Raw genomic sequence first — 25,535 nt, forward strand, 5'->3', positions numbered from 1 at the left:
GTATGTCCGTCCTCGCTATCGTCCGGTGGCCGTGTTGCTGCTTCGCTGCTGGAGCGCCGGGAGCCGTGCTCCGGGCGGACATACCGGCCCGTCCCCTCGGGTGCGTGGCCGTCTGCGGGTGCGTGGGGGCTGCTGCGGGTCTGGTCCGTCTGTGGGTGCGGGGCCGCGCCGGTATGTCCGTCCTCGCTATCGTCCGGTGGCCGTGTTGCTGCTTCGCTGCTGGAGCGCCGGGAGCCGTGCTCCGGGCGGACATACCGGCCCGTCCCCTCCGGCGCGCTGCCGACTGCGGGCATCGGCGGCCAGAACCCGCACACACCCCCCATCCGTCCCCCTCAGGCCCTGCGAAACCCACCCCCGCCTACCCGTCCCCAACTCACATCCGAGGCCCGCCCTCCCCGGCCCACCCCTGCTCATACGACGCTCCCCACCCCACCCCGAGGGCCCGCTCCCCACCCCCCCTGAGGCTCTGTCTCCCACCCACCCCACCTGTACGTTCCCCACCCCCCCTCATCCGTATGGAATCCCTTGCCACCGCGGGGCAATCGGGCGGGTGGGTGGGAAGGCTTGTTCGGGCAGGTGGGGTGCGGGGGATCGGGTGGGTGGGTGGGGAAGGGTGTTCGGGGATTGGGGCTTTGGGGGGGTGCCGGGGAGGGGCCTGCCCCCGGGGCCCGGGGGACGCGGTAACGTCGACTCACCGGGTACAAAGGGCGGTTCGTCAACGAGGCCGCCCCGGAGGGGACTTCGTGGGGATCGAGAGCGATCAGCTCGTCTTCGACTATCTGAGCCGCGTCGGCGACCTGGCCCAGCAGCACCAGCTGCCGTCAGGCACCCGCATGCGCCTGGTCTCCGCCCTGCGGAACGAGATCGACCGGAGCCGGGCGAGGACCACGGGCGACAGTCCGGCCGCGATACGCCGCATCCTGGACCGCCTCGGCACCCCCGAGGACTTGGTCGAAGCCGCCGGTACAGGCGGGGATACGGGGGGCCGCCCCGATGACGTACCCAAGACGGCCACCCCCCGTCCCCCCGCCGTCCCCACCCAACGCACCTCGGAGCCGAAGGAACGCCCCAAGCGCCTGCGCCGCATCGTGCCCCGCCCCCGCCCGGCGGCGGAGGAACCGGAGTTGCCCGAGGAGGACCCCGGGCCGTCCCCGCCGCACCTCGCGAGCACGGACGAGCTCGGCGAGAGCGGATCCGAGCCCGACTGGTGGCGGGTGGACAGCAGTCCCTTCGGCCTCGCCGACAGCGTGCCCGGCTTCACCGGCGGCGTAGAGATCCCGGAAATCCTCAAGCCCCCGCAGCAGAAGCGCCTCGAAGAAGAGGAGCGGGAGCGAGAAAGGGAGCGAGAGAGGGAGGGGGACGAAGAGGGTGACGGAGAGGGCGAGGGGGACGAAGCGTGGGAGGAAGCCGGTGAGCCCGCCGGACGGCGGCGTCGCATCCGTATCCGCCGCCCCGCATCCGCAGCCACCCCACGCTTCACCAACCCCCTCCTCCTGCTCGCCGCAGCCCTCCTCACCGTCGGCGCCATCCTCGGCAACTGGCTTGCCCTGGGCGGCGGCTGGCTCCTCGCCTACGCCTCGCGCAGGCTGAGCCGCGCCGAGGCGAAGTGGGCCGTCATCGGTCTTCCCGGCCTCTCCGTCGCGGCCGGGATCACCTGGCTGTGGGGCAGGAACGAAGGCCGCTGGGGCGATCCCATCCGCGACGGTCACATGAGCGACGCGATGGCCGACACCTGGCCGTGGGTCGTCCGCGGCGCGGCCGTCGCCTCCGCGCTCTACCTGGTGTGGAGATCGCAGCGGCAACGGCCCTGAGTCATCCGCGATCCGGGCCGGGCGTCGTTGCCGCGGGCTTGGTGTGGAGGATCTCGCGGGCCTGGTCCGCGGCGCGAGCCGTGCTCTCGCTGACGAAGTCGAGGAAGCGGGCGATGTTTTCGAGGCGGGCGCCTGCCGGAGTGTCGGGGCCGAGGGTGCCGACGCCCTGCCGTGCGGTCTCGACGATCTGGGCGGTGGACCGGGCGCTGGCCATCATCGACTGGTACCAGACGTCGTCGTCGACGGCATAGCGCTCGCGGCGGCGTTCGTCCCGTTCCCGGCGGATGAGCCCCTGGCTCTCCAGGAACGTGATCGCCTTGGAGATGGACGCCGGGCTGACCTGAAGGCGCTGGACGAGCTCGGACGCGGTGAGGCGGCCCTCGTCGGTGGTGCAGAGGCAGGCCTGCACCCGGGCCGTCATCTTGGACATCCCCGACTGCATGAAGACGGTGGTGAGCGTCTCCACGTACTCCTGCACGGCCTCGGCGTCGCGCCCGTGGGCCTGCGGGGGCGCCTCCGCTCCTCGGGGCGCGGCCTGCTTGCGGTGGTGGTTGCGGCGCTCGGTGGCGCGGTGGGCCAGGTCGGCGCGGTACGCGGTGGGGCCGCCGTTCCTCATCACCTCGCGCGTGATCGTCGAGGTCGGACGTTCGAGACGTCTGGCGATCTCCGCGTAGGCGTGGCCTTCGGCCAGTCCCAGCGCGATCTGCTGACGTTCCTGCTGGGTGAGTCTGCCGCCCGGCATCGCGATCTCCTTCGTACTCCTCGGGTGCCTCCACCATAGCGTTCACCTTCAATCCATTGCAACGCATGTGGGGTTGCTGTTGCGTTATCTTTTGGGCCATTGCAACGATTAAGCTGCCTTGACCTGTGCATATCTAATCTCTACGCAACGAAGCTGTTGTCGGATCTGTGAACGCAACGTAGCTTTTCCCATGTCGGAAACACACAGCAACGGAAACCCCGAGGAGCACACCATGCAGAACTTCGACACCCCCGCCCCGATCGCCGCCGTCCTCGACATCCCCGTCGGCCACATCCGGTTCATCGCCGCCGACCGTGCCGACACCGCGGTCGAGGTCATCCCCTCGGACTCCTCGAGCAGCCGCGACGTGAAGGCGGCCGAGCAGGTCGAGGTCCAGTACGGCGACGGCGTCCTGCGGATCGAGGCCGCACCGGCGAAGAACCGGATCCTCGGCAGCGGCTCCGGATCCGTCGAGGTGACCGTCCAGCTGCCCGCCGGCTCCCGCGTCGAGGCGAAGGCCGCGAGCTCCGACTTCCGGGGCGTCGGACGGCTCGGTGACGTCGTCTTCGAGGGCGCGCACGGCGTGGTCAAGCTCGACGAGACCGCGAGCGCCCGCCTCACCCTCCAGGCCGGCGACGTCTCGGTCGGCCGCCTGGGCGGACCCGCGGAGATCAGCACCCAGAAGGGCGACCTCACCGTCACCGAGGCCGTGCAGGGCAAGGTCGAGCTGCGCACCGAGGCGGGCGCGATCTCGGTCGGCGCCGCCCGCGGGGTCTCCGCGTCCCTGGACGCCGGCACCTCCTACGGCCGGATCCACAACTCCCTCAAGAACTCCGAAGGCGCCACCGCCGAACTCACCATCCACGCGACCACCGGCTACGGCGACATCACCGCCCGCAGCCTCTGACCTCCGCCACCCGCAGCCCCTGACAGCCCCTGAAAGCCTCTGACAGTCACTCAAGGAGCATTCACCATGACCAGCTTGGCCATCGCGGCGAACGGGCTGCGCAAGTCCTACGGGGACAAGGTCGTCCTCGACGGCATCGACCTGACCGTCCCCGAAGGAACCATCTTCGCGCTGCTCGGTCCGAACGGCGCAGGCAAGACCACCGCCGTGAAGATCCTCTCCACCCTCATCAGCGCCGACGCCGGGGAACTGCGCGTCGGCGGGCACGACCTGGCCGCCGACCCGCAGGCCGTGCGGGCCGCGATCGGTGTCACCGGGCAGTTCTCCGCGGTCGACGGCCTGATCACCGGCGAGGAGAACATGCTCCTCATGGCGGACCTGCACCACCTGCCGAAGAGGGAAGGGCGGCGGGTCGCCGCCGAGTTGCTGGAACGCTTCGACCTCACCGAGGCGGCCAAGAAGCCGGCCTCCACCTACTCCGGCGGCATGAAGCGCCGCCTCGACATCGCGATGACGCTGGTCGGCGACCCGCGGATCATCTTCCTCGACGAGCCGACCACCGGACTCGACCCGCGCTCCCGCCACAACATGTGGCAGATCATCCGCGAGCTCGTCGCCGACGGCGTCAGCATCCTCCTCACCACGCAGTACCTGGAAGAGGCCGACGAACTCGCCGACCGCATCGCCGTACTCAACGACGGCAAGATCGCTGCCGAGGGCACCGCGGAAGAGCTCAAGCGCCTCATCCCGGGCGGGCACGTCCGGCTCCGCTTCACCGACCCGGCCGCCTATCGGTCCGCCGCCCTCGCGCTCGACGAGGCCGCGAAGGACGACGAGGCCCTGTCCCTGCAGATCCTCAGCGGCGGCAGCCAGCGCGAACTGCGCGCCATCCTCGACCGGTTGGACTCCGCCGGCATCGAGGCGGACGAACTGACCGTGCACACCCCCGACCTGGACGACGTCTTCTTCGCCCTGACAGGCCCGGCCGGCATCCCCAACCAGACCAAGGAGAACGTCCGATGAGCTCCCTCTCCCTCGCCGCGCGCGACTCGTCCACGATGCTGCGCCGCAACCTCCTGCACGCCCGGCGCTACCCGTCCCTCACCCTCAACCTGCTGCTCACACCAGTCATGTTGCTGCTGCTCTTCGTCTACGTCTTCGGCGACGTGATGAGCGCGGGCATCGGCGGCACGGACCGCGCCGACTACATCGCCTACATCGTTCCCGGCATCCTGCTGATGACCATCGGCAGCACCACGATCGGCACCGCGGTGTCCGTCTCCACGGACATGACGGAGGGCATCATCGCCCGCTTCCGCACCATGGCCATCCACCGGGGTTCCGTGCTCGTCGGACACGTCGTCGGCAGCGTGCTCCAGTGCGTGATGAGCCTGGTCCTCGTGGGCGCGGTCGGCGTGGCCATCGGCTTCCGCTCGACGGACGCCACGGTCCTGGAGTGGCTCGCCGCGTTCGGACTGCTCGTCTTCTTCGCCATGGCGCTCACCTGGGTCGCGGTCGGCATGGGCCTGGTCAGCCCGAACGCCGAGGCGGCCGGCAACAACGCGATGCCGATGATCCTGCTGCCGCTCCTGTCCAGCGCCTTCATCCCGGTCGACACGATGCCGGGCTGGTTTCAGCCGATCGCCGAGTACCAGCCCTTCACCCCGGCCATCGAAACCCTGCGCGGCCTGCTGCTCGGCAGCGAGATCGGCAACAACGGCTGGATCGCCATCGCCTGGTGCCTGGGGCTGACCTTGCTCGGCTACTTCTGGTCGAAGGCGAAGTTCAACAACGACCCGAAGTAACCGCCGTGACAGCGCGGGGCACTCTCCCGCAACTCGTCCCACCCAGAGCGGCGTACTCCGACATCCCGTCGGCGTACGCCGCTCTTGTACGTGTCTTGTGTACGTGTCTTGTACGTGCGCGGGGCGGGACGCGGGCGCGGCGGCTACTTCTTCGTCAGGTCCGCCTGCATCTCGTCCAGGATCTTGTTCGCCGCCGTGTAGCCGATGCCCTGGATCCACAGCTCGTCGTCGACGGTGTGGACATTGCCCTTCTTCACCGCGTCCATGTTCTTCCACAGGCTGCTGCCGACGGTCTGCGTCTGCTTGGACTTCTTCGGATCGCCGTACGTGGAGCGGAAGATGACATCCGCGTCGGCGAGGTCGATCTTCTCGGGCGACACGTCGTACGAGAAGCCGTCCTTGGCCTTGGCCGCGATGGCGGGGCGGCCGAGACCCACGTCCTTGAGGAGCGTGGCGATGTACGTCTTCTCGCCGTAGATGCGGATGTCCGCGCCCTCCACGAAGCGGACGACGTTGACCTCCGTCACCTTGGCCTTCTCCGGGCCGCCGACGGCGGTGGTGACCTTCTCCGCGTGTGCGTCGTAGTCGGCGACGGCCTTCTTCGCCTCGGCCTTCTTGCCCAGCGCGTCGGCGTGCGTCTGGAAGTTCTCCTTCCAGGGGTGGCCGGTGTTCTCGGTCATCACGGTCGGCGCGATCTGCTTGAGCTGGTCGTACTTCGCGGCGTGCCGGATCTTGCTGGTGAGGATGACGTCCGGCTTGAGGGCCGCGATGGCCTCCATGTTCGGGTTCAGCATCTCGCCGACGTCCTTGATGCCGCTGACCTTGTCCTCGGGCAGATAGCTCGGGTAGCCCGACGACGCCTCGACGTGCGTGGAGCCGACCGGCCGCACGCCCAGCGTGATCGCCGAGTCCAGCTCGGCCGTGTCGAGGACGACGACACGCTCGGGCGCGACGGGGACCTTCACGTCGCCCATGGCGGTCTTCACGACGTGCGTCTTTCCGGAGCCGGAGCCGGAGCCTGAGCCGGAGCCACCGTCCGAGCCGGAGTCCGAGTCCGACGAGCCGCAGGCGGAGAGCGCGAGCGCGCCGCCGAGAGCGAGGGCCCCGGCGGTGAGTGCGCGGCGGCGGTGCGTGGAGCTGATGCTGGCGGTCATGGCGGTCATGGCTTCTGGGCCACCTTTCGATCGGCGGGCGAGGGGTGCGGGCGCGGCTCGGCGGCCCACGGGGCCGCGGGGACGACCAGGGGCGACCCCGTCACCGGATCCGGTACCACCACACACTCCAGACCGAACACCTCGCGCACGAGATCCTCGGTGACGACATCGGCGGGCGCGCCCTCGGCGACGATCCGGCCCGCCTTCATGGCGACGAGGTGATCGGCGTACCGGGCGGCCTGGTTGAGGTCGTGCAGCACCACGACCACGGTCCGCCCGCGCTCGCCCTCGTGAGTCCGTGCGGCCAACTGGCGCACCAGGTCGAGTACTTCCACCTGGTGCGAGATGTCGAGATACGTCGTCGGCTCGTCCAGGAGCAGGATGTCCGTCTCCTGCGCGATGGCCATCGCGATCCACACCCGCTGGCGCTGACCGCCCGACAGCTCGTCCACGGACCGCTCGGCGAGCGCGGCGACATCGGTACGTTCCATCGCCTCCGTCACGGCCCGCTCGTCCTCGTCGGACCACTGCTGCCACCAGTGCTGGTGCGGCTGGCGTCCGCGCGCGACGAGGTCGGCGACGGTGATCGCCTCGGGCGCGACCGGAGTCTGCGGGAGCAGTCCGATCTGCTGGGCGATCTTCTTGGTCGGCAGCTTGGCGAGCGCGTCGCCGTCGAGCAGGACCGCGCCGCTCTTGGGCTTGAGGAGGCGGCCGAGCGCGCGCAGGGTGGTCGACTTCCCGCAGGCGTTGGGGCCGACGATGACCGTGACCTTGCCGTCGGGGACCGTGAGTTCGAGCTCGTGCACGACTTCGCGGTCCTCGTAGGCGAGGGTCAGCTCGCGGGCGCTGAGGCGGGCGGCGGTCACGAGGTGCCTCCATTGCGGACGGAACGACTGCGAACGATGAGCCAGATCAGGTACGGGGCTCCGACGGCCGCCGTGAGCACGCCCACCGGCAGCTCGGTGGGCGAGAAGAGCCGCCGGGCCAGCAGGTCGGCGAGTACCACGATCAGCGCGCCCATGAGCGCCGAGCAGAGCAGCGGGATCTGCGCGGTGCGGGTCATGCGGCGGGCGATCTGCGGGGCGAGCAGTGCCACGAAGTCGACGGGACCCGCGGCGCCGGTCGCCACGGAGGCGAGGACGACGCCGAGCAGCACGAGACCGAGGCGTACGTGTCCCAGGCGCACCCCGAGGGCGGTCGCCGTGTCGTCGTCCATGGTCACCGAGCGCTGGGCGCGGGCGGCCCAGAAGACGAACGGGAGCAGCACGAGCAGGGTCCAGGCGAGCGGCGTGGCCTCCGCCCAGCCGCGGCCGTTGAGCGAGCCCGTCATCCAGATCTGCGCCTGCTGGGCGACGAGATAGTCGCCCTTGGTCATGAAGAGCGTGGTGATGGAGCGCAGGGCGATCGCGAAGCCGATGCCGATGAGCACGAAGCGTGTCGCGTGCAGGCCGCCGCGCCAGGCGAAGACGTACACGAGCGCGGCGGCCGCGATGCCGCCGAGCACCGAGAGGTAGGGCAGGACGGTCGTGGAGGTGACCCCGAGGGTCATCGCGCCCACCGTCAGGGCGCTCGCGCCCTGGCTGATGCCGATGATGTCGGGGCTGGCCAGGGGGTTGCGGGCGACGGTCTGGATGAGCCCGCCCGCGACGCCGAAGGCTGCGCCGACGAGGAGGCCGACGGCCATGCGGGGTTCGCGCAGCGTTCCCACGACCAGTTCGTCGGGGGAGGGCTGCCCCGTCAGGACCTTCAGAACCTCGCCGGGCGCGACGAAGGACTCGCCGACGCAGAGGTACGCGAGGCAGCTCGCCGCCAGGAGCAGCGTCAGCAGTACGGCGACCGCGGCTGCTCTGCGGTGCATCAGGAACGCGGCCTTCCGTAGCCGCAGTACGGAATACCCCGCTGGACGCAGCTTCATCGGCCGGCCCGCATCCAGGGAAGCCGTCACGCCGCCACCGCCTTCCGGCGCACCAGGGTCACAAGGAACGGCACCCCGATGAGCGCGGTCATCACACCCGCGGGCACCTCGCTCGGCGGGAAGATCACGCGCCCCACCGTGTCGGAGACGAGGAGCATGACGGGCCCGAGGACCGCGGCCATCGGCAGCACCCAGCGATGCCCGCTGCCCACGATCGCGCGAGCGATGTGCGGGACCGCGAGCCCGATGAACGCGATGGGACCGGCCGCCGCCACGCCCGCGCCGGTGAGCACGGTCGCCCCGAGCCCCCCGACGATCCGCACGGTCGCGACCTTCTGCCCGAGCCCCTTGGCCACGTCCTCGCCCAGGGCGAGCGCGTCGAGCCCGCGTGCCACGGACAGCACGAGCACGAGCCCCACCAGGAGGAACGGCCAGATCTGGCCGACGATCTCCGCGTCGCGTCCGGAGAGCGAGCCCACCTGCCAGAAGCGGAACTCGTCCAGGGCGGAGGCCTTGGTGGTGAGGATCCCGGTGGTCACGGAGACCAGCAGGGCATTGATCGCGGCGCCGCCGAGCGCGAGCTTCACGGGGGTCGCGCCGCCCCGTCCGCTCGCGGCGATCGCGTACACCGCGACGGACGCGATGCCCGCGCCGACGAAGGCGTACCAGACGTAGCCGGTGAGGGTGTGCACGCCCGCGAACGCGATCGCCATGACGACACCCACCGATGCGCCCTGGCTGACGCCGAGGATGCCGGGGTCGGCGATGGGGTTGCGGGTGATGCCCTGCAGGACCGTGCCGGCCAGGGCGAGCGCGGCGCCGACCATCAGGCCGATGAGCGTGCGCGGCACCCGCATCTCGCGGATGACCTCGGCCGCGTCGCTGTGCCCGCCGTGCAGCAGGGCGTCGACGACGGCGGACGGGGCGATCGCGCGGGCGCCGACGGAGAGGCTGAGCAGGACCGCGAGCAGCAGGGCCACGACGGCCGCCGTCATCGCGACAGCGCGTCTGGCCGGCACACGCATCGGCTGAGCTCGTTTCGGTTCGGTGGGGCTGAACGGGAAGCTTGGTAAGGCTTGGCCAAGCGTAAGGGCGACCTCAAGGCCCGCCACCCGGGCGTCGGGCCTCGGCACAATGGCCCCATGACTGCACGCGCTCTGACGGTCGGCTTCGACCTCGACATGACCCTGATCGACTCCCGGCCCGGCATCAGGGAGGCCTACCTGGCCCTGTCCGCCGAGACCGGGACGTACATAGACGCCGATCTCGCGATCACCCGGCTCGGCCCTCCCCTGGAGGACGAGCTGCGCCAGTGGTTCCCGGACGACCGGATCCAGGCGATGGGCGACCGCTACCGCGAGATCTATCCCACATACGCCATCGCCCCCACGCTCGCGATGCCCGGCGCCCCCGAGGCGGTCGCGGCCGTGCGCGCCCACGGCGGCCGGGCGATCTTGGTGACCGCCAAGCACGAGCCGAACGCGAAGCTCCACCTGGCGCACCTGGGCATCGAGGCGGACGCGGTGATCGGCTGGCTGTGGGCCGAGGCGAAGGCGGACGCGCTGCGCGAGCACGACGCGGCGGTGTACGTCGGTGACCACACCGGTGATGTACGCGGCGCGCGTACGGCGGGCGCGCTCTCCGTCGCGGTGGCGACCGGGCCGTGCGACGCAGCGGAACTGCGCGCGGCGGGCGCGGACGTCGTGCTCACCGACCTGACGGAGTTCCCCGCCTGGCTCGACGCGTACGTCGCGGGCGGCGCCGCCTAAGTGGCCGCGGATTTCGCCTGACGGCGCTGAACGGCGATACCGCGCAGCACTCCTGCCCCGGCGATGAGGAATCCGACGCCCATCAGCATGCACACCGCGTATGCGATGGAGGGGAAGGGGTCGGTGCCGAGAAACAGTGGGGCCACCGTGACCAGAGTGGCCACGGCTCCGACGAAGAAAACGATTGCTCCGGTCCGGACCAGGCCATCGCCCGGTCCGGCGGAATTCGCTTGGGTTTTGTCACGCACCCCACCAGGGTAGTTCCCAGCGCGAAGGAAGAATCCGGGGACGTCTTGTCACCGGCTCACGGACCAATAGTCTTGGTGCTGGCGGGTCGGGCGACCCGCTGTAGTGCTATCCAGAGCCGTTTTCCGCGGCATAGACGCGTACGACGACAAGTACGAGGACGAGGACTTCAGGTGCCTACCGGCAAGGTCAAGTGGTTCAACAGCGAGAAGGGCTTCGGCTTTCTCTCCCGCGATGACGGCGGCGACGTCTTCGTGCACTCCTCCGTACTGCCCGCAGGTGTCGACACACTCAAGCCCGGCCAGCGCGTCGAATTCGGCGTCGTCGCGGGCCAGCGCGGTGACCAGGCTCTTTCGGTGACGATCCTCGACCCGACGCCGTCCGTGGCGGCGGCCCAGCGGCGCAAGCCCGATGAACTGGCGTCCATCGTCCAGGACTTGACGACGCTCCTGGAGAACATCACGCCGATGCTGGAGAAGGGGCGCTACCCCGACAAGGCGTCGGGCGCGAAGATCGCGGGTCTGCTGCGTGCGGTAGCGGACCAGCTGGACGTGTAGTCGCCCGTCGGCTACGCGTCGGTTACCGGTCGTATGCGAGCGCGTCCGGCGCGAGGGGCGGTACGAGCCCCTCCGCCGCCGCTCGCGTGAGCAGCCCGCGGATCGCCGCGTAGCCGTTCTCGCCCAGGTCGGCCGTGAACTCGTTCACGTACAGGCCGATGTGCTGATCGGCGACGGCCGGATCCATCTCCTGCGCGTGCTCCTGCACATAGGGGCGCGAGGCCTCGGGGTCGTCCCAGGCCATGCGCACCGAGGTGCGGACGGCGTCCGCGAGCTGCCGCAGGCGCTCGGCTCCGAGCGACCGCTTGGCGATGATCGCGCCCAGCGGGATGGGCAGACCCGTCGTGTTCTCCCAGTGCTCGCCCATGTCGGCGAGGCAGTTGAGGCCGTAGTTCTGGTACGTGAAGCGGGCCTCGTGGATGACGAGGCCCGCGTCGACCTTGCCGTCCCGCACCGCGGGCATGATCTGGTCGAAGGGCAGCACGACGATCTCGCCCACGCCGCTGGGCAGGGTGTCCGCGGCCCAGAGCCGGAACAGCAGGTACGCCGTCGACTTCTCGCTCGGCACCGCGACCGTCTTGCCGGTGAGGTCGACCCCGGCCTCCCGGGTCAGGACCAGCGGCCCGCAGCCGCGCCCGAGCGCGCCGCCGCAGGGCAGCAGCGCGTACTCGTCGAGGACGTAGGGCAGCACGGCGTACGACACCTTCAGTACGTCGAATTCGCACGAGCCGCGCTCGGCCATGCCGTTCGTGATGTCGATGTCCGCGAACGTCACGTCGAGCGCGGGCGCGCCGGGCACCCGGCCGTGGGCCCAGGCGTCGAAGACGAACGTGTCGTTCGGGCAGGGGGAGTAAGCGATCTGCAGGGCGTTCGCGTCCTGCGCGGGCGATGCGGGGGATGCGGGCGATTCAGTCATGCCGGTTCCAACTCTCCAGTACGGGCGCGAATTTCCCGAACGCGTCCCCGAGCGCGCCGAGTGCCTCGCCGATCCGCCAGGCTCCGCGGTCCCGCGGTCCGACGGCGTTGGAGACCGCGCGTATCTCCAGGACGGGCAGTGCGTGGGCGGCGGCGGCCTCGGCGACCCCGAACCCCTCCATCGCCTCGGCGAGGGCCCGCGGATGGCGGCGCCGCAGCTCGGCGGCGCGCCCGGCGGAGCCGGTCACGGTGGAGACGGTCAGGACGGTGCCGGTGCGCGCGCCGCAGGCGGCGGCCAGGTCCCGTACGAGGGACGGGGGCGGCCGGTGGGTGACGGCGCCGAACCCGAGTTCGGTGACGGGCAGGAAGCCGTCGGGTGTCTCCGCGCCCAGATCCGCGGCGGTGATCTCGTCGGCGACGACGAGGGAGCCGATGGGCGCGTCGGGCTGGAAGCCGCCGCCGATTCCGGCGGAGATCACCAGGTCGTACGGGGCGCGTGCGAGGGCGGTCGCCGTGTGCGCCCCGGCCGCCGCGGGCCCGACGCCGACCGCGACGGCGTCGGCGTACGGGGGCAGCGATGCGGCCACCGCGTCCCGTTCGGCGGGGACGGCGGTGGCCACCAGGACACGCAGGGGGGTCAGGCGTCCTTCTTGAGCTTGAACGACCACAGGCCGGTCGCCTTGGCGGTGGAGCCCTTGCCGCCTTCGAGGAGGCTGACGGTGGTGGAGTTCGTGCCGCCGCCGTACTGCTGGTTGAAGAAGACGCTGCCGGGGATGACGACGTACGTCTTCTTGCTGGCCTCGGTGAGCGGCTGACCGTTCATCAGGAGCGTCCAGCCCTTCTCGGCGACCTCGGGGTCGACGCCGAAGCGGACCTTCTCGTCGGGGTCGACCTTGATGGACTTGACGTCCGTGTCCTTGAGGCAGCCCTGGAGCTGGGACTGCTTGAGCTCCTTGCCGTCGTTGTAGCAGGAGGCCTCGGAGTTCACCGAGTTGCTGCCCACCGTGATGGTGGCGAGCGGCGTCGGCTTGTCGCAGGCCGACAGGACGAGGAGTCCGGCGGAGACAGCGCCAAGGGCGGCCACGGAGCGGCGACGGCGCGCCGAGCTGTGAACGAGTGCGGCTCCGCCGCGGAGCAGGGAGGTCATGGGCGAAGGCTATCGGGCACCCCGTGCCGTCTCGCCACGTGGGGGTCGCGGCGTGCCGCTCCCGTCAATGTGGCGGGCTCATGCCACCCGGCGGCGGCGCTTCCCGCCGTGCCGGGCCGCCGAGAGCAGGCCCCGCGCGGTCGTCAGCCAGCCGAGGGCGACGATCCCCGCGGCCACCGAGAGCCCCAGTGACCCGACCAGCGGCAGGGCCATGCCGATTCCGCCGCCCACCACCCACGCCACCTGAAGGATGGTCTCCGAGCGCGCGAAGGCGGAGGTCCGCACCTCTTCCGGCACGTCACGCTGGATCAGCGCGTCCAGGGACAGCTTCGACATGGCCTGCGCGAAGCCCGCCACCGCGCCGAGGCAGGCGACGCCGATCGCGCCGAAGAACACCGCTGCGGTGATCGCCACGCCGAGTACGACCGCGACGACGGTCACGATGATGACCTCAGGCGCCCGTGACTTCAGCCCGGCGCCGACGGCCGTGCCGAGCGCGTTCCCGACGCCCGCGGCGACACCCACTATCCCCAGGGACACCGCGGCGCTCTGGCCGCCGAGGGGCTCCTCGCGCAGCAGGAAGGCGAGGAAGAAGATGAGGAACCCGGAGAGACAGCGCAGCGAGGCGTTGGCGGTGAGGGCGTGGGTGACGGCGGGCCCGACCGTACGCAGTCCGAGGCGCCGCTTCTTGGACGTGTCCGTGGCGGCTTCGGCGCGCGCGTGCAGGTGCAGATGCTCCTCGTCGGCCGCGAGCAGCGCCTTGTGCTCGCCCTTCGCCGAGTCCACCTTGGGCGGCAGCGAGAGGGAGAGGAACATCCCGACGATGAAGATCACAAAGGCGCCGTAGAGCGGCCAGCGCGGCCCGAGCGCCTGCAGCCCCGCCCCGATGGGAGCGGCGATACCGGTGGCCAGGAGCCCGCCGAGCGTGACTCTGGAGTTGGCCTTGACCAGGGAGAAGCCCTTGGGCAGGAGTCTGGGCACCACGGCGCTGCGCACGACTCCGTACGCCTTGGAGGCGACCAGGACGCCGAGCGCGGCGGGATAGAGCTCCAGGCTCCCCGTGATCACCGCCTCGGACAGCAGCAGGGCGAGCAGGGCGCGTGCCAGCATCGCGGCGGCCATCGCATAGCGGCGGCCGTGCGGGAGGCGGTCCAGGAGGGGACCGATGACGGGGGCGAGCAGAGTGAAGGGCGCCATGGTGATGGCGAGATAGAGGGCGACTCGGCCGCGGGCCTCGTCCGTCGGGACGGAGAAGAAGACGGTGGACGCGAGCGCGATGGTGATCATGACGTCGCCCGCGCCGTTCACGGCGTGCAGCTCGATGAGCTTGCCGAGCCCCGACTCGCCCGCGCCGTGCGCGTGCGTGGCCTTGCGGATGCCCCGGGCGGTGCCGGTGAAGGGCAGGTGCAGGGCGCGGCCGATCCAGCGGGCGGCCCGGTTCAGCACCGGGCCCTGTCCGCTGACTCCGTGGGACGACGACCTTGCGGCAGCCACTCCGTCATAGTGCCCCTTAAAGGGGGGCACTAGTGCGCATACGCTGCGGGGCAATCGGGCGGGGGGCGCGAAATCTGCTCCGGGGCAGTTCCGGGGCAATCGGGCGAGTGGGCGGGAAAACAGCCGCGAAGCGGCGCCGGAGCGCCCCCCGGGCAGAGGGCCGGGCACGCCGGTGTAGGCCCAGGGGCCAGGAGAAGGTAGCGTGCGTAGCGCGCCTGCGGCGGTTGTTCTTGGCCGCGCGCCTCTCGGTCATCCCGCAGAATGGATGACGTAGGTGCGCCCGAGGACGTTCGGGCGCGGACGTCGACGCGGCCCTCCGGTCCGCTCCGTCCGCACTCCCGCGTATGGGTGGCGCACTCGTGAGACGGCGTAATGGAGAAGCGATACCTGTGAGCGCAGCGACAACGCGAAGCCGTACCCCGCGTACCCCGCGTACTCCCGACCGCCTGTGCGCCGAGGCGGTGGGACTGGCCCGGGACGCGGCCGAGGAGGCCGCCGCACCCGGTGTGGTCGGTGAGCACGTCGAGGCCGTGGTCGAGGGCGACCGCGTCGTCACGCACCTGTTCGAGTGCAAGGACTTCGGCTACCGGGGCTGGCGCTGGGCCGTGACGGTGGCCCGTGCCTCGCGCGCCAAGGTCGTCACGCTCGACGAGACGGTGCTGCTGCCCGGCCCTGACGCCTTGCTGGCCCCCGAGTGGGTGCCGTGGAGCGAGCGGCTGCGCCCCGGTGACATGGGCCCGGGGGACCTGCTGCCCACGGACGCGGAGGATCTGCGCCTGGAGCCCGGTTACTCGGGCGAGGAGGAGCCGCCGCCGAACTCCGTGTTCTCGGAGGAGATGGCGGAGCTGGTCGAGGCGGAGGACGCCGAGATCACCGCGGAGCCTTCCGCCGAGGTGCCGCCGGCGCCCGCGCGTGGCTCGATCGCCGCGATCGCCGACGAGCTGGGCATGCGCAGGGCGCGCGTCCTGTCCCGGTACGGCCTGCATGCCGCGGCCGACCGCTGGGAGGAGTCGCACGGCGCGAAGACGGCGATGGCGCAGGCGGCGCCCGCTTCCTGCGTCAGCTGTGGCTTCCTTGCCCCGATCGGCGGATCGCTCGGGCAGGCGTTCGGTGTGTGCGCGAATGAGTTCGGTCCGGCGGACGGGCATGTGGTGTCCCTCGCGTACGGCTGCGGGGGCCACTCGGAGGCTGCCGTGATGCCGAAGCCGTCGCGGCCCGCCGCGCCCGTCCTCGACGAGACCCGGGTGGACGTCCTGCCGCTGCGGCCCGCGCCCGACTCGGGTTCGGTGCCGCTGGAGGGGGCCGCGGAGGAGCTCGGCCACAGCTGAGCTCTGAGCTCCCGCTGGGGGGTGGCTGGCTTTTGCTGCCTGCGGCTCGGTGGGTCTTTTCTCCCGCGCTCCGCGCGGGATCTCTCCCACCTACCCACCCGATTGCCCCGTAGCACGGGGTCAGCCGTGGGACGCGGTACCGTTCGCCCCGCGAACCGAGCGAGGGAGACGACACCGTGAGCAAGACCGTGCGGCCGGCGGCCGAGGGTACTGACCCGTTCGGCACGGCACGGCTCCGGCGAGGGGTCCTCGACGCCTGGGCGGCCAGTCCCGCCCGGTTCCGGGAGGACGCCAACGCCGAGGAGGACCTCGCCCTCGGCGGCTACCGGGACCGGCTGATCGTCGAGCTCGCCCAGAACGCCGCCGACGCCGCGGCACGCGCCGGAGCCCCGGGACGTCTTGCCCTCACCCTCCGGGACGGAGTGCTCGCCGCCGCCAACAACGGCACCCCTCTCGACGCCACCGGCGTCGAGTCCCTCTCCACCCTCCGCGCCTCCGCCAAGCGCGAGGAGCAGAACAACGGCGCCGTCGGGCGGTTCGGCGTCGGCTTCGCCGCCGTGCTCGCCGTCTCCGACGAGCCCGCCCTCGTCGGACGGACCGGCGGCGTCCGCTGGTCTCTCGGCGAGGCCCGTGAACTCGCCGCCGACACCGCCCGGTTCAGCCCGGGACTCGGGGACGAGGTCCGCAGGCGTGACGGGCACGTGCCGCTGTTGCGGCTGCCCTTCGCCGCCGAAGGATCCGCCCCGGACGGGTACGACACCGTCGTGATCCTGCCCCTGCGCGACGCCGCCGCCGAAGATCTCGTCGTGCGGCTGCTGGACGGCATCGACGCTGCCCTTCTCCTTGCCCTTCCCGGGCTCGAAGAAGTCGTCGTCCAGGTCGGGGACCAGGCTCCCCGCACCCTCCGCCGCACCGCCGAGCCCGGCTACGTGGATGTCTTCGACAGCCGTGACGATGACGGTGATGGTGACGCCGGCACTCGCTGGCGGGTCGTCAGCAGGCAAGGATCCCTGGAGCCCGACCTCCTCGCCGACCGGCCCGTCGAAGAGCGGCTGCGGCCCCACTGGTCCGTCACCTGGGCCGTGCCCACCGACCGCGAAGGCGCCCCGAAGCCGCCCAGCAGCACCCCCGTCCTGCACGCGCCGACCCCCAGCGACGAGCCGCTCGGGGTGCCCGCCCTGCTCATCGCCTCGTTCCCGCTCGACACCACCCGGCGGCACGCGGCGCCCGGCCCCCTCACCGACTTCCTCGTACAGCGCGCCGCCGACGCGTACGCCGAACTCCTGGCCGGCTGGCGGCCCGTCGGCGAAGGCATCATCAGCCTCGTCCCCGGCCCGCTCGGCAAGAGCGAGCTCGACGGCGCGCTGCGCCAGGCCATCCTGGACCGGCTGCCCCGCACGGCTTTCCTGCCGCCCGCGGTCGAGGCCGTCCCGCAACAGGACCCCGACGTACCCGAGTGGGAGGTCCCGGTCGCGCTGCGGCCGCGTGACGCGGAGGTCGTGGAGGGCGCGGGCGCCGACACCGTACGCGTGCTCGCCGATGTGCTGCCGAGCCTGCTGCCCGCGGGACTTGAGCGGCGGGCCGAGCTGCGCACCCTCGGTGTCGCCCGCGTCGCGCTGACCGAGGCGATCGACCGCCTCGCGGGTCTGGAGCGGGAGCCGGGCTGGTGGCGGCGGCTCTACGACACCCTCGCCGGTGTCGATCCCGACCGCCTGACCGGGCTTCCCGTCCCGCTCGCCGGGGGCACCTCCCAGGCTTTCGGCTCCGGGGGAGGGCGCACCACCATCGGGCCACGCCAGGTCCTGCTGCCCGTCATCGGCGACGACAGCGATCCCGCCGCCCTCGTCCGGCTCGGCCTGAAGGTCGCGCACCCCGACGCCGTGCATCCCCTCCTGGAGAAGCTCGGCGCCCTGCCCGCCACGCCCCGCGCCGTCCTGACGACCCCGCAGGTCCGCGCCGCCGTCGCCGCGTCACTCGACGACGACACGTGGGACGAGGACGCCGTGGACGCCGAGGAGCTGGCGGACATCGTGCTCTCGCTCGTGCGCGACGCGAACCTCGCGCCCGGCGACGAGCCCTGGCTCGGCGCGCTCGCCCTGCCCGACGACGAGGACGGCGACCTCGCTCCCGCCGGGGAACTCGTCCTTCCCGGCAGCCCCTTCGCCCAGATCATGAGCGAGGACGAACTCGCCACGGTGGACGCGGAGCTCGCCGAGCGCTGGGGCGAGCAGCCGCTCGCCGCCTGCGGTGTGCTCGCCACGTTCGCGCTGGTCCGCGCCACGGACATCGTGCTCGACCCGGACGAACTGGAGCCGCGCGACGGCGACTTCGCCGAGCCCGACGACGCCGGTCTGCTCGACGCGGTCGACGTGTGGTGCGAGGACGTGCTCGACCGGCTTCCGGAGACGCCCGTTCCGCCGGTCGCGACCGAGATCATCGCCGTACGGGATCTGGATCTGGTCGACGACGACTGCTGGCCGCAGGCCCTGGCGATGCTCTCGCGCCCGCCGCTGCGGGACGCGCTGACGCAGCCGCTGCGGATCCTGCTGCCGGACGGCACGACGGAGACCGTGCGGTCGTACACGGCCTGGTGGCTGCGCGGCAATCCCGTCCTCGGCGGGCGGCGACCCGCCGGTCTGCGGGCCTCGGGCAGTGACCCGCTGCTCGAAGGGCTCTACGACGCGGCCGACGCCTCCGGGTTCGACGACGAGCAGGTGCTGCGCGCACTCGGTGTCCGCACGTCGGTCGCCGCCCTCCTGGAGGAGCCCGGCGGCGCCGCCGAGCTGCTCGACCGGCTCGCGGACCCGGAGAGGACCGTTTCGGCGGCCCAACTGCACGCGCTGTACGGCGCCCTGGCCGATCTGGACCCGGAGCAGGTGACGCTGCCGGACGAGGTGCGGGCCGTCGTGGACGGCGAGGTCGTGGTCGTCGACGTGGCGGACGCGGTCGTCGCCGACGCCCCTGACCTGCTGCCGCTGACCGAGGGTGTGGCCCTGCTGCCCGTGGCGCCCCGCAAGGCGCGCGATCTGGCCGAGCTGTTCCAGGTGCGCAGGCTGAGCGAGACGGCGGCCGTGGAGCCCGCGGGGGAGGGGGCCGAGCATCCGGTGCCGGAGGCGGTGCGGATCCTGCTCGGGGCGGCCACCCCGGAGACGTACATCGAGCACGAGGAACTGATCGCCGGGGGAGTGGAGCTGGACTGGCGCAGGACCCCGGACGGCACCGTCCACGCCGCCACGCTGGAGGGTGTCGCCGCCGGGCTCGCCTGGGCCGCGGGCCAGTGGCCGCGCCGCTTCGAGGTCGCGGCGCTGTTGGAAGATCCCTCGCGGACGGATGAGTTGGAGCGGGACCGCTGGTTCGACTGAGGAGCGGGGAGCGGACCGCTCGCTTGACGACCGGCTTCCGGTGAACACTGCCGGAAGCCCCCGCTCCCCTTCCCGGTCACAAAATCTTCACTTCTCGTACAACCAGCGGGGCGGGTCGCGGGTCTGATCTTCCGAGTCAACAGACTCCTAGATCACCGGGCCCCGCGTGACAGCCCCCACGCACCGCAGAGCCCCTTCCCAAGTGGGGAAACACATGCGCATCCGTGCCACCGTGGCCGTACTGACCGGCACCCTGGCTCTGTCCGCTCTCGTCGTTCCCGCCGCCCAGGCGGCCGACGAGCCGAACGCCCCGAAGCTCGCGCCCTTCGCCTCCAACGTGCCGCTCGACGAGGTCGTAGGCGACACCAAGATCACGAAGGTCACCGTCAACGGCGGCAAGAACATCGTGGTCGGCACCACCGAGAAGAAGAAGTTCACCGTCGCCATCACGGCGACGGACCCCGAGGGCATCTACGACGCCGATGCCTCGCTGTGGCACGGCTCGGACATCGAGACCGACATCGACGGCCTGCTCTTCTCCGATGAGGCCGGGGCCACCTGCAAGGTCGTCGACGCGACCACCTCCACCTGCACGGTCAACGTCACGGTCGACCCGACGCTCGACCTCTACAGCAACATCCTGGCCGGCAAGTGGAAGGTGTCGGCGTACGCGATCGGCAACGACGCCGACTCCGTCAGCAAGGACACGGTCGGCTACGCCAGCATCCAGCGCAACGCCCGCCTCACCACCAACGCCTCCCCGGAGCCCGTCAAGAAGGGCAAGACCCTCACCGTCACCGGCGCCCTGACCCGCGCCAACTGGGACACCTCGAAGTACGCGGGCTACACCAAGCAGTCCGTGACGCTGCAGTACAAGAAGAAGGGTGCGGCCTCCTACTCCACCCTGAAGACCGTTACGTCGGACTCCAAGGGCAACCTGAAGACGACCGTGAAGGCCTCCGCGGACGGCTACTTCCGCTACGTCTTCGCCGGTACGTCCACGACCCCGGCCGTCACGTCGACCGCCGACTTCGTGGACGTCAACTAGTACCGACCAGTGCCGACCAGTACCGACTAGGCCGGAAAGCGGCGGCCCACCCAGCGGAAGATGACCTCGATGACCAGTGAGGCCACCGCCGCGATCGCGACCGCCGCCCACGGCATCGTCGTGCCCACCAGCTTCAGCTGGAAGAAGTCCTGGAGCCACGGCACGGTGAGCACCAGCAGGAAGCCGAGACCCATCGTGGCGATCAGCCCGATCCGCCACCACGTGTAGGGGCGGGCGATGATCGCGAGCACCCACATGGCGATCAGGAACAGCGCGAGGGTGGCCGCGCTGGTCTCGGCTTCCCGTGCTCCCGCGCCCGCGTAGTGGTGGCGCGCCAGGAGGTACGTACAGAAGGTGGCGACGCCCGCGACGACACCGCCCGGGATCGCGTACCGCATGACCCTTCGTACGAAGTGGGGCTTGGCCCGCTCCTTGTTGGGCGCGAGGGCGAGGAAGAACGCCGGGACGCCGATCGTCAGGGTCGAGAGCAGCGTCAGGTGGCGCGGCAGGAACAGATACTCCACCTGCGAGCAGACCACGAGCAGTGCGATGACGACCGAATAGACGGTCTTCACCAGGAACAGCGTCGCCACGCGCGTGATGTTGCCGATGACCCGGCGGCCCTCCGCGACCACCGAGGGCAGCGTCGCGAAGCTGTTGTTCAGGAGCACGATCTGGGCGACCGCCCGCGTCGCCTCCGAGCCCGAGCCCATCGAGACGCCGATGTCGGCGTCCTTCAGGGCGAGCACGTCGTTCACGCCGTCGCCCGTCATCGCGACCGTGTGGCCGCGTGACTGGAGGGCGCCCACCATGTCGCGCTTCTGCTGCGGGGTGACGCGGCCGAAGACGGAGTTGGCGTCCAGCGCCTCCGCCATCTCGCCCTGTTCCGTGGGCAGCCTGCGGGCGTCCACGGTGTTCTCCGCGCCCGGCAGGCCCAGCTTCCCCGCGACCGCGCTCACCGAGACCGCGTTGTCGCCGGAGATGACCTTGGCGCTGACGTCCTGCTCCTCGAAGTACCGCAGGGTGTCCGCGGCGTCCGGGCGAAGGCGCTGCTCCAGGACGACCAGGGCGGTGGCGCGGGCTCCGGCGGCCACCTCCGGGTCGTCCAGCTCACCGGCGGCGCGGGCGAGCAGCAGCACGCGCAGGCCCTGCTGGTTGAGGTCCTCGATCTCGGCGAGGGACGGGTCGTCCGCGGGCAGCAGCACATCGGGGGCGCCGAGCAGCCACGTCGAGCTGTTGCCGTCGCCCTCGCTGAAGGATGCGCCGCTGTACTTGCGGGCCGAGGAGAAGGGCAGCGACTCGGTGCAGCGCCACTCCTCGCCGTCGGGGTAGGCGTCGATGATCGCCTGGAGCGACGCGTTCGGCCGCGGGTCGGACTCGCCGAGGGCGCCGAGGACCGTGCGTACGTACGTCTCGTCCGAGCCGTTCAGCGGGCGCAGCTCGGTGACGTCCATGCCGCCCTCGGTGAGGGTGCCGGTCTTGTCGAGGCAGACCGTGTCGACGCGGGCGAGGCCCTCGATGGCGGGGAGCTCCTGGACCAGGCACTGCTGGCGGCCCAGGCGGATCACGCCGATCGCGAAGGCGACCGAGGTGAGGAGCACGAGCCCCTCCGGGATCATGGGGACGATCCCGCCGACGGTGTAGGCGATGGACTCCTTGAAGTTGTCGTCCTTGACGACGAGCTGGCTGATGATGAGGCCGATCGAGGTCGGGATCATCAGCCACGTCACGTACTTGAGGATCGTGGAGATGCCGGAGCGCAGCTCGGAGTGGACGAGCGTGAAGCGGCTTGCCTCCTCGGCGAGCTGCGCCGCGTACGCCTCGCGGCCGACCTTCGTGGCGGTGAAGGCGCCGCCGCCCGCGACCACGAACGAGCCCGACATCATCTTGTCGCCGGGCTTCTTGATGACCGGGTCGGCCTCACCGGTCAGGAGCGACTCGTCGACCTCCAGGCTGTCGGTCTCGACCGCCTCGCCGTCGACGACGATCTTGTCGCCGGGCCCCAGCTCCACCAGGTCGCCGAGGACGATCTCGGAGGTGGAGATCTCGGCCGCGGTGCCGTCGCGCCGCACGGTGGGCTTGGCCTCGCCGATGACCGCGAGCCCGTCCAGGGTCTTCTTGGCGCGCAGCTCCTGGATGATGCCGATGCCCGTGTTGGCGATGATCACGAAGCCGAAGAGGCTGTCCTGGATCGGCGCGACGAAGAGCATGATCACCCAGAGCACGCCGATGATCGCGTTGAAGCGGGTGAAGACGTTCGCCCGGACGATCTCGGTGGTGGACCGTGAACTGCGGATGGGTACGTCGTTGACCTCGCCGCGTGCGACTCGCTCGGCGACCTCGGCGGCACTCAGACCCGCCGCGCGTCCGGTGGGCGGTGCCGCCGGGTGGACCGGGTCGAGCTCGGCGCCCGCGTCGATATGCGTCATGGCATCGACGGTACGGGCGGGATGGGGGGTTCACCCCTTGAGTGGCCCAAAGATCCGACCACGGTAGGACATGGACCGTCCCGTGGTCGTACGGGCGGCTCCCCGCGGGATGCGCTACTCGGAGGTGGTCGCGGCCTTGCTCTCCGCGTCCCGCTTGATCGCGGCGTCGCGGCCCCGCACGTACCAGATGCCGATCAGGCCGAGGCCGGCTCCGGCGAGGCAGGTCCACACCCACCAGGTGGCGTCGCGGTCGTCGAACCAGCCGTAGAACGGCAGCTGCACCAGGAAGAGGACGAACCAGAGGATCGTGCCGCCCGTGATGGTGGCGACGACGGGGCCCTCCAGGGGCTCCGGCGCGTCGTGCTTTGGGGTCCACTTCTCCATGCGCACAGCTTACGAGTACGCGGCGCGGGGTCCCGCGGGGGCTTGTACGGCCAGGCGCCCCAAGGGTCTACGCGCGGAGATAGCGAATTCCCTCTCATGTATTCATACTGAAACGGCTCGTTAATGGCTGGTTGTTTTCGTAAGAACAAACAAATCGATCAATGCCCGCCACTTAACGATCTTCCCCTTCTCTGAGTCCACGAGGTCCCGCATGCCTTCCTCGGCCACAGCCCCGGTCGACGCCAAGCCGCCGACGCCCCCGCAGGGTGGCATCGACGGTTTCTTCAAGATCACCGAACGGGGCTCGACCCTGGTCAGGGAAGTCCGCGGCGGCTTCGCCACCTTCTTCGCGATGGCCTACATCATCGTGCTGAACCCGATCATCCTGGGCAGCGCGAAGGACATGTACGGGAACCAGCTCGACAACGGTCAGCTGGTGACCGCGACCGCCCTGGTCGCCGCCTTCACCACGCTGCTCATGGGCGTCATCGGCAACGTCCCGATCGCCCTCGCCGCCGGTCTCGGCGTGAACACCGTGGTCGCCCTCCAGCTCGCGCCGCGCATGTCGTGGCCCGACGCGATGGGCATGGTCGTCCTCGCGGGCTTCGTCGTGATGCTGCTCGTGGCCACCGGCCTGCGGGAGCGCGTGATGAACGCCGTGCCGCTGAGCCTGCGCAAGGGCATCGCGATCGGCATCGGCCTCTTCATCATGCTGATCGGCCTCGTCGACTCCGGCTTCGTCTCGCGCATCCCGGACGCCGCGCACACCACGGTGCCGCTGCAGCTGGGCGGCGACGGCCACCTCAACGGCTGGCCCGTCCTCGTCTTCGTCCTCGGCGCGCTGCTCACGCTCTGCCTGCTCGTGCGCAAGGTGCCCGGCGCGATCCTCATCAGCATCGTCGTCATGACGATCGTCGCGATGATCATCAACGCGGTCGCGACGGTGCCCTCCTGGGGCCTGACGACGCCCGAGTGGCCCGGCAACCCGGTCGCGACACCGGACTTCGGCCTCGTCGGTCAGGTCAGCCTGTTCGGCGGCTTCGACAAGGTCGGACTCCTCACCGGCGTCCTCTTCGTCTTCACCGTGCTCCTGTCCTGCTTCTTCGACGCCATGGGCACGATCATGGGCATCGGCGACGAGGCCAAGCTGACCGACGCGAGCGGCAACATGCCCGGCATGAACAAGGTCCTGTTCGTCGACGGCATCGCGGTCGCCGCGGGCGGCGCCTCGTCCTCGTCGGCCACCACCTGCTTCGTGGAGTCCACGGCGGGCGTCGGCGAAGGCGCCCGTACGGGCTTCGCCAACATCGTCACCGGCGGTCTCTTCGCCGTGGCGCTGTTCCTCACGCCCATCGCGACGATGGTCCCGTCCCAGGCGGCCACGCCCGCGCTGCTCGCGGTCGGCTTCCTGATCCTGTCCGGTTCGATCACCCAGATCGACTGGACCGACTTCACCGTCGCGATCCCGGCGTTCCTGACGATGCTGATGATGCCGTTCACGTACTCGATCACGAACGGCATCGGCATCGGCTTCATCAGCTTCACCGTGCTGCGCCTCGCCGCGGGCCGCGGCCGTGAGGTGCCGGTCGCGATGTACGTCGTGGCGGCCGTCTTCGGCTTCTACTACCTGATGCCGGCGCTGGGTCTCACGTAGCCGACCGGGCCCGCGTCGGTGCGCCGGGTCCTGTCGCGTCAGTACATGCGGGGCGGCCGTCAGGCCGCCCCGTAGAACTTTTCCGTCTCCTCGACGGCGCTCTGGAAGCGTTCGTCGAAGTCGTCCCTGATGAGCGTCCCGACCACATAGTCCTGGACGCTCATTCCCCGTTTGGCGGCGTGCTGCCGGAGCCGGTCCAGCAGCTCCCCGTCTATTCGCAGGCTGAGCACTGTCGATCCCATGCGTGCCAGGGTCCCTGCCGTCCGGCGGGCCGTGTCTCACTTTCCGAAGTCACCTCACTCATATGGGTGACGAAAGGGTTCTGTGGCGCGTGATGAGGGAATCGAGTGGTCTTTAGTTAGAGTAATGAGTTACTCTAACGAACATGCCGGACCTCTCCCATGGTGACGACGCCGCCGCCGTGAACTCCCTGCGCTCCGCCGTGATGCGCCTGTCCCGTCGACTCAAGCACCAGCGGGTCGACGAATCGCTGAGCCCCACCGAAATGTCGGTGCTCGGCACCCTCGCCCGCTGCGGCCACGCCACCCCCGGTGAGCTGGCCCGCAAGGAACACGTGCAGCCGCCGTCGATGACCCGCATCGTCGCGCTGCTCGAAGCCAAGGGTCTCGTCCGGCTCGAGCCGCATCCCGAGGACCGCCGCCAGAAGGTGGTGACCCAGACGGAGACGGCCGAGGCCATGCTCGAGGAGAGCCGCCGCAAGCGGAACGCCTGGCTGGCCGGTCTGGCCGAGCACCTCGACGAGGACGAGTGGGCGCGACTGCGCGCCGCCGCCCCCGTCCTGGAGAAGCTCGCCCATCTGTAGAGAGCGCACGAGGCAGGCCCCGGCCGCCGCCGTGCCACACGACGC

Annotated in this window: 24 protein-coding genes; 11 read left to right on the plus strand and 13 right to left on the minus strand. The window is 70.8% G+C overall.

Annotation, left to right across the window (positions count from 1 at the left end):
* Positions 1 to 743 precede the first annotated feature (743 nt).
* Positions 744 to 1,811, plus strand: a complete 1,068-nt coding sequence (locus AC07AG_RS20435) for a hypothetical protein (protein ID WP_478756470.1) — start codon at positions 744 to 746, stop codon at positions 1,809 to 1,811.
* A gap of 1 nt (position 1,812) precedes the next feature.
* On the opposite strand, the gene AC07AG_RS20440 is transcribed toward AC07AG_RS20435, so the two are convergent.
* Positions 1,813 to 2,553, minus strand: a complete 741-nt coding sequence (locus tag AC07AG_RS20440) for a GbsR/MarR family transcriptional regulator (protein ID WP_478756471.1) — start codon at positions 2,551 to 2,553, stop codon at positions 1,813 to 1,815.
* A gap of 232 nt (positions 2,554 to 2,785) precedes the next feature.
* Here AC07AG_RS20440 and AC07AG_RS20445 point away from each other — a divergent pair, with 232 nt between their 5' ends.
* The 3 genes from AC07AG_RS20445 to AC07AG_RS20455 all read left to right on the plus strand — a co-directional run bounded on the left by AC07AG_RS20445 (position 2,786) and on the right by AC07AG_RS20455 (position 5,265).
* Positions 2,786 to 3,460: a DUF4097 family beta strand repeat-containing protein gene (locus AC07AG_RS20445; RefSeq protein ID WP_478757044.1), complete on the plus strand. Its 675-nt coding sequence runs from the start codon at positions 2,786 to 2,788 to the stop codon at positions 3,458 to 3,460.
* A gap of 66 nt (positions 3,461 to 3,526) precedes the next feature.
* Positions 3,527 to 4,483: an ATP-binding cassette domain-containing protein gene (locus tag AC07AG_RS20450; protein WP_478756472.1), complete on the plus strand. Its 957-nt coding sequence runs from the start codon at positions 3,527 to 3,529 to the stop codon at positions 4,481 to 4,483.
* Entirely contained in the window at positions 4,480 to 5,265 is a 786-nt protein-coding gene (locus AC07AG_RS20455) for an ABC transporter permease (protein WP_478756473.1), read from the plus strand. Before AC07AG_RS20450 ends, AC07AG_RS20455 begins: the two co-directional genes overlap by 4 nt.
* Positions 5,266 to 5,408: 143 nt before the next feature.
* Here AC07AG_RS20455 and AC07AG_RS20460 read toward each other — a convergent pair whose 3' ends face one another.
* The 4 genes from AC07AG_RS20460 to AC07AG_RS20475 are packed head-to-tail and all read right to left on the minus strand — an operon-like array spanning position 5,409 to position 9,329.
* Positions 5,409 to 6,419, minus strand: coding sequence for an ABC transporter substrate-binding protein (locus tag AC07AG_RS20460; RefSeq protein WP_478757046.1), 1,011 nt, complete (start codon positions 6,417 to 6,419; stop codon positions 5,409 to 5,411).
* A gap of 5 nt (positions 6,420 to 6,424) precedes the next feature.
* Entirely contained in the window at positions 6,425 to 7,285 is an 861-nt protein-coding gene (locus AC07AG_RS20465; RefSeq protein WP_478756474.1) for an ABC transporter ATP-binding protein, read from the minus strand.
* A complete protein-coding gene (locus tag AC07AG_RS20470; RefSeq protein ID WP_478757048.1) occupies positions 7,282 to 8,334 on the minus strand; it encodes a FecCD family ABC transporter permease in 1,053 nt (350 codons plus the stop codon). The genes AC07AG_RS20465 and AC07AG_RS20470 overlap by 4 nt, the downstream gene beginning before the upstream one ends.
* A gap of 26 nt (positions 8,335 to 8,360) precedes the next feature.
* The gene (locus tag AC07AG_RS20475) at positions 8,361 to 9,329 is read right to left on the minus strand and encodes a FecCD family ABC transporter permease (RefSeq protein WP_478756475.1); all 969 of its coding nucleotides are present in this window, start codon (positions 9,327 to 9,329) and stop codon (positions 8,361 to 8,363) included.
* A gap of 147 nt (positions 9,330 to 9,476) precedes the next feature.
* Here AC07AG_RS20475 and AC07AG_RS20480 point away from each other — a divergent pair, with 147 nt between their 5' ends.
* Entirely contained in the window at positions 9,477 to 10,103 is a 627-nt protein-coding gene (locus AC07AG_RS20480; protein WP_478756476.1) for an HAD family hydrolase, read from the plus strand.
* On the opposite strand, the gene AC07AG_RS20485 is transcribed toward AC07AG_RS20480, so the two are convergent.
* Positions 10,100 to 10,351: a hypothetical protein gene (locus AC07AG_RS20485; protein WP_361048991.1), complete on the minus strand. Its 252-nt coding sequence runs from the start codon at positions 10,349 to 10,351 to the stop codon at positions 10,100 to 10,102. The genes AC07AG_RS20480 and AC07AG_RS20485 overlap by 4 nt on opposite strands.
* Positions 10,352 to 10,522: 171 nt before the next feature.
* On the opposite strand from AC07AG_RS20485, the gene AC07AG_RS20490 reads away from it, so the two are divergent.
* On the plus strand, positions 10,523 to 10,906 hold the full coding sequence (locus AC07AG_RS20490; protein WP_055701393.1) for a cold-shock protein: 384 nt from the start codon (positions 10,523 to 10,525) through the stop codon (positions 10,904 to 10,906).
* Positions 10,907 to 10,928: 22 nt separating this feature from the next.
* Here the strand turns inward: AC07AG_RS20490 and AC07AG_RS20495 are convergent, their stop codons facing one another.
* The 4 genes from AC07AG_RS20495 to AC07AG_RS20510 all read right to left on the minus strand — a co-directional run bounded on the left by AC07AG_RS20495 (position 10,929) and on the right by AC07AG_RS20510 (position 14,462).
* A complete protein-coding gene (locus AC07AG_RS20495) occupies positions 10,929 to 11,822 on the minus strand; it encodes a 1,4-dihydroxy-6-naphthoate synthase (protein WP_478756477.1) in 894 nt (297 codons plus the stop codon).
* Positions 11,815 to 12,489, minus strand: a complete 675-nt coding sequence (locus AC07AG_RS20500) for a futalosine hydrolase (protein ID WP_478756478.1) — start codon at positions 12,487 to 12,489, stop codon at positions 11,815 to 11,817. Before AC07AG_RS20500 ends, AC07AG_RS20495 begins: the two co-directional genes overlap by 8 nt.
* Positions 12,459 to 12,968, minus strand: coding sequence for a DUF2771 domain-containing protein (locus AC07AG_RS20505; protein WP_478756479.1), 510 nt, complete (start codon positions 12,966 to 12,968; stop codon positions 12,459 to 12,461). Before AC07AG_RS20505 ends, AC07AG_RS20500 begins: the two co-directional genes overlap by 31 nt.
* 78 nt (positions 12,969 to 13,046) lie before the next feature.
* Complete coding sequence (locus AC07AG_RS20510) at positions 13,047 to 14,462, minus strand: MFS transporter (protein WP_478756480.1); 1,416 nt, start codon at positions 14,460 to 14,462, stop codon at positions 13,047 to 13,049.
* Between the two features lie 389 nt (positions 14,463 to 14,851).
* Between AC07AG_RS20510 and AC07AG_RS20515 the strand changes: the two genes are divergently transcribed.
* From AC07AG_RS20515 to AC07AG_RS20525, 3 genes are all read left to right on the plus strand, one after another.
* Positions 14,852 to 15,790 (plus strand): DUF3027 domain-containing protein, encoded by a 939-nt coding sequence (locus AC07AG_RS20515; protein ID WP_478756481.1) that lies wholly within the window; start codon positions 14,852 to 14,854, stop codon positions 15,788 to 15,790.
* 176 nt (positions 15,791 to 15,966) lie between these two features.
* Positions 15,967 to 19,152: a sacsin N-terminal ATP-binding-like domain-containing protein gene (locus tag AC07AG_RS20520; RefSeq protein ID WP_478756482.1), complete on the plus strand. Its 3,186-nt coding sequence runs from the start codon at positions 15,967 to 15,969 to the stop codon at positions 19,150 to 19,152.
* Between the two features lie 214 nt (positions 19,153 to 19,366).
* Positions 19,367 to 20,200, plus strand: coding sequence for a DUF5707 domain-containing protein (locus tag AC07AG_RS20525; protein WP_478756483.1), 834 nt, complete (start codon positions 19,367 to 19,369; stop codon positions 20,198 to 20,200).
* A gap of 26 nt (positions 20,201 to 20,226) precedes the next feature.
* On the opposite strand, the gene AC07AG_RS20530 is transcribed toward AC07AG_RS20525, so the two are convergent.
* Both AC07AG_RS20530 and AC07AG_RS20535 read right to left on the minus strand, forming a co-directional pair.
* Positions 20,227 to 22,629, minus strand: coding sequence for a cation-translocating P-type ATPase (locus tag AC07AG_RS20530; RefSeq protein ID WP_478756484.1), 2,403 nt, complete (start codon positions 22,627 to 22,629; stop codon positions 20,227 to 20,229).
* 114 nt (positions 22,630 to 22,743) lie between these two features.
* Complete coding sequence (locus AC07AG_RS20535) at positions 22,744 to 23,013, minus strand: DUF2530 domain-containing protein (RefSeq protein WP_478756485.1); 270 nt, start codon at positions 23,011 to 23,013, stop codon at positions 22,744 to 22,746.
* A gap of 211 nt (positions 23,014 to 23,224) precedes the next feature.
* Between AC07AG_RS20535 and AC07AG_RS20540 the strand changes: the two genes are divergently transcribed.
* The gene (locus AC07AG_RS20540; protein WP_478756486.1) at positions 23,225 to 24,667 is read left to right on the plus strand and encodes an NCS2 family permease; all 1,443 of its coding nucleotides are present in this window, start codon (positions 23,225 to 23,227) and stop codon (positions 24,665 to 24,667) included.
* A 59-nt stretch (positions 24,668 to 24,726) separates the two neighbouring features.
* On the opposite strand, the gene AC07AG_RS20545 is transcribed toward AC07AG_RS20540, so the two are convergent.
* A complete protein-coding gene (locus AC07AG_RS20545) occupies positions 24,727 to 24,909 on the minus strand; it encodes a BrnA antitoxin family protein (RefSeq protein ID WP_249589248.1) in 183 nt (60 codons plus the stop codon).
* A gap of 143 nt (positions 24,910 to 25,052) precedes the next feature.
* Between AC07AG_RS20545 and AC07AG_RS20550 the strand changes: the two genes are divergently transcribed.
* The gene (locus AC07AG_RS20550) at positions 25,053 to 25,490 is read left to right on the plus strand and encodes a MarR family winged helix-turn-helix transcriptional regulator (RefSeq protein ID WP_249589249.1); all 438 of its coding nucleotides are present in this window, start codon (positions 25,053 to 25,055) and stop codon (positions 25,488 to 25,490) included.
* Positions 25,491 to 25,535: the final 45 nt, after the last annotated feature.

Source organism: Streptomyces sp. NPDC044044 (assembly GCF_056434405.1).